This window comes from Pseudoalteromonas sp. Z9A6 (genome assembly GCF_011378805.1).
In the GTDB taxonomy this organism is placed as follows: Bacteria; Pseudomonadota; Gammaproteobacteria; order Enterobacterales; family Alteromonadaceae; genus Pseudoalteromonas; species Pseudoalteromonas distincta.
Genome location: NZ_WTKZ01000045.1, coordinates 29,308 through 33,347, shown reverse-complemented (window position 1 = coordinate 33,347; position 4,040 = coordinate 29,308). Strand labels below are relative to the sequence as shown.

Here is a 4,040-nt window from a genome sequence, read left to right as displayed (position 1 = left end):
TTAGATAATCAGAACATCGATGCTAGGTGTGGTTCGCTAGACGCTTACATATCTTAGGTAATTTGTTAAAAGTAGATAAATGAGCGTGAAGTCGGCAGAAATATGCTTGATTAGCACCACTATTAAATTGTTAGCACACATGTCATAGGTTCAAGCATGGAGTAAATAAATGACCGAAGTATGGTACTCAGAAGAAGATAGATCTCGTCATAACCATATTCTAAGGCTAATTAGTGAAAAAGAACGAAAGTACTTTTATTCTTTTGGTTATGGCGCATTATTTATTTTCTTATATTTAGTTAGGAGTAACCTTGAATCAGGAGGATTATTTGGTTTTACAACACTTTTTTTGGTAATTGCATTCGGTATGTGGCTTGGTACAAATCCTATAATCCAAAAATTTGACGTATTTTATCATGTTAAAGGCGGTGAACCTGAACATATTACTCAACGTTTTACTGTATTTTCAGCAACATCAAACAAAATCGGATTAGTTTCTGTTTCAGCTATGCTCATAGCTAGCTGGATATTTATTTGGTAATGAGTACTAACAAGTCACTGCAAAGAACGAAAAACAGGTGACTGTGCTCGTACCTTGCTATTTTAGCCTCAAGTGAGGTGATACCAATATCCGTTTCTGGCACGTAGCGGCCGAAAAAACTAGTCCAGAAAGTTATCAGCTTTACAGTCTCATTTTTATACTTTGTTGTGTAATTTCAATACACGTTGCCCTGCTACACTAAGATATAGCTTTCGTAAACTCACTCCAAATACGTTCGAAATTCATAAATACAACATTTTCTTATACGTCCCTAACAAACCGTTCACGGTTTACGAAAAACACCTCACTCCTTTAAAACCCTGCGATAAACGTATCAACAAAGTGTTTAAATTTATCCGTTATTACTGGCAGTATTCTTCTGCGTTGTAAAAGGCTGGGTTTGGTTTCTAGTACATCAGCAAAGTCATCCCTTAGTGGCATTTCGTCACTTAGCTCATAACGCGTTACTAGCTTTTCTAGGCGATCTTGGTTTAACTTTTGCTCGTGGGCAAACCTCTCAAGCTCTAGGCGCTTTTCTTTTTCCCAATAAAGCTCAAACTCTTCATCAACGTCAGCACTGGCAGGTATGCCTTGTAAGTGCTCGTCCATAAACTTATCTATAAGTGCTTTTTTACTTAATAAGGTTGGATCTGTGGCTATAAGGTTTGCTATTACTTGACGTTTACGGGCTTTTTCGTCGCCGCTTTCTTCGCCGTGTAACTCTCGCAATAACTGCAAAATATAGGTTACATTTACTATATCACTGTGTAGTAGCTCTAGTTCAAAATCAACGTCATCTAAAACCGATACTTTTTCTTTACTTGAGTTCTCACGTAGCTGCCTGCCAAGGTCGGCATACTTACTCGTATAATCTTGAAACTCTTGCTCGCCCATAGCGGTTGAGTCCATATCAAAATCAGCAAAGTTGCTTAACATGTTCTTTAAGCGCATAAGCTCACGAAACTGCCTCACAAACAACGCCTGAGCTTCTTCATCAGGTAAAGCATTAACTGAGTCAACGGTAGGCGTAATTGCGATTAGCGCACCATAGGCGTCGTTAAAATCGACTAGTAGCTCATTATACGAAGGGGTTTCTATATATTCTTTAGGCTGCTTGTTTGAAAACAGCGTAAAAGCAATGTCAGCAGCTTTTTTAAGGTTTCTAAAACACACTATATTGCCGTGCGATTTAGTTTCACCCAATAATCGATTAGTGCGCGAGAAGGCCTGCACCAAACCATGATATTTAAGGTTTTTATCAACGTACAACGTATTGAGTTTTGGGGCATCAAAGCCGGTTAAAAACATATTCACCACCAGCAATATATCAATCTCTTTGGCTTTAACGCGCTTAGATATATTTTTGTAGTAGTCTTCAAATAACTTACTGTCTTTGGTGGAGTAGCTTGTACCAAACATAGCATTGTAGTCGTTAATGAATAAGTCTAACTTATCGCGGCTATGTAGCTTGACGGCTTGCCCTTCATTTAAATACTTAACAGAGGCTTCTTTAATGCTTGGGTCATCACTATTACCTAGTTCGTATTCTTCCTCTTCATTAGCCTCATAGCTAAATATGGTGGCAATTTTAAGGTTATGTTTTCCCTGTGCCTTTTTCGCTGCAAATAGCTCATAGTATTGAATAAGCTCAGCCACACTTGAAACACAAAACATAGCGTTAAACTCACGACTATGCGTTTTACGATTATGCTGGGAAATAATGTAATCGGTTATTTTATCTAAGCGCGCAGGAGAGGTTAAAAGCTCTTTGGTGTCGATGTCTTCAACTTCAATGTCTAGGTTGTTGTTAGAGCCATCTTTGTATTGGTAACGCCCAACGTACTCAATAGCAAACTTAAGCACGTTAGCGTCGCGTATTGCATCCACAATTACATAAGGATGTAAGCACTCACCAAACAAATCTTTTGTGGTGCGTTTAACTGAGTTTTTAGCAACGGCGTTGTCGGCAAATATAGGCGTACCCGTAAAACCAAACAACTGCGCGTTATTAAAAAATTCGGTAATATTTTTATGTGTATCACCAAATTGGCTGCGGTGGCACTCGTCAAATATAAACACAATGCGCTTATCCTGCAGGCTTTGCATTTCTTTTAAATAGCGCTGTTTAGTCACCACGTTATTAAGCTTTTGTAGTGTAGTTACCACCAGCTTAGTATTACGATTTTGATTAACCTTTTTGCCTTTCATAGGCTTATCTAACAGCTGGTGGAACAACATGCTGGTGTTGTCGGTGCTGTCTACAGAGCCTTTTACAAACGCATTAAACTCAAGCGCAGTTTGGTAATCTAGGTCTTTACGGTCTACCACAAATACTACTTTATCAACCTCACTCAGCGAGGTCATAATTTGCGCCGCTTTAAACGAGGTTAACGTTTTACCCGAGCCCGTTGTATGCCAAATATAGCCATTATCAGTTGTGGTTTTAACTTGCTCTACAATCGCTTCTACTGCATAAAACTGGTACGGCCTAAGCACCATTAAGTACTTACCTGTTTCATTAAGCACTATGTACTTGGTTAGCATATGCGTTAAGTGCGAAGGCGTTAAAAATGCTTCGGCAAAGTCATATAACTGGCTTATTTTATTATTTTCATTATCAGTCCAGTCAAAGGTTTGCTTAGCCGACATTTCACTGTTGTTAGAAAAGTACTGGCTATTAACCCCATTCGACATTACAAACAGCTGCACATAGTTAAACAAACCATGGTTGGCATGAAACGAATGCTTTTGATAACGCTTAATCTGGTTAAACGCTTCTTTTAGTTCAATACCACGGCGCTTTAGCTCTATTTGTACCAGCGGCAAGCCATTAACCAATAGCGTTACATCGTATCGGTTAGTGTACGTGCCCTTTATCGTTATTTGTTGCGCTACCTGGAAGCTGTTTTGCTTCGGCTCATCAAACAACAAGGTTAAGTGCCTGCTATCGCCGTTATCAAGTGCTACATCAAGCTGGTCGCGCAATATTTTGGCTTTAGCAAATATATTCCCTTTACCAAGCTTACCTAGTATTTGTGTAAACTCAGTATCACTCAGCTTACAGTTATTCACTTTTTCTAGCTGGTGTTTAAGGTTAGCCTCAAGAGCGGCGTTGTCCTTTAAAACTACGCGCGTAAAGCCTTGCTCGCTAAGCTGTGCAATTAAGTCATCTTCTAATTGTTGTTCACTTTGGTAAGTCATTATATCTACAATTCCTTGGTACTAGCCTTATGCAATACATTCATAGCTTGTTGCTAATCTTTGTGTAACTTATAACCCTGCTCAGGGTGATTCGGTATTGTTGGGTAGGCCAAAAATAATACCTGCTCTTTAACCATCTCACGTAAGTAATGCTTTCTCAATGTATCAGTATTCATGTTAAGCAACTGCGCTATATCGCTAAGCCTTAAGCAATTAGGAGCCGACTTAGTACATAAATCAATTATCGCTTTTTGTACATCAGGCTTTTGTTTACGTCCTGAATTTTTTTTTTTTTTTT

At 38.8% G+C, this 4,040-nt stretch carries 2 protein-coding genes and 1 pseudogene; 1 reads left to right on the top strand and 2 read right to left on the bottom strand.

Annotation, left to right across the window (positions count from 1 at the left end; all coding sequences use genetic code 11):
- Positions 1-169: 169 nt before the first annotated feature.
- Positions 170-541 (top strand): hypothetical protein, encoded by a 372-nt coding sequence (locus GQR53_RS15250; protein WP_010554755.1) that lies wholly within the window; start codon positions 170-172, stop codon positions 539-541.
- A gap of 312 nt (positions 542-853) precedes the next feature.
- On the opposite strand, the gene GQR53_RS15245 is transcribed toward GQR53_RS15250, so the two are convergent.
- Entirely contained in the window at positions 854-3,742 is a 2,889-nt protein-coding gene (locus GQR53_RS15245) for a type I restriction endonuclease subunit R (protein WP_165744400.1), read from the bottom strand.
- 53 nt (positions 3,743-3,795) lie between these two features.
- Positions 3,796-4,040 (bottom strand): annotated as a pseudogene (locus GQR53_RS21175) (AAA family ATPase); the annotation flags it as partial.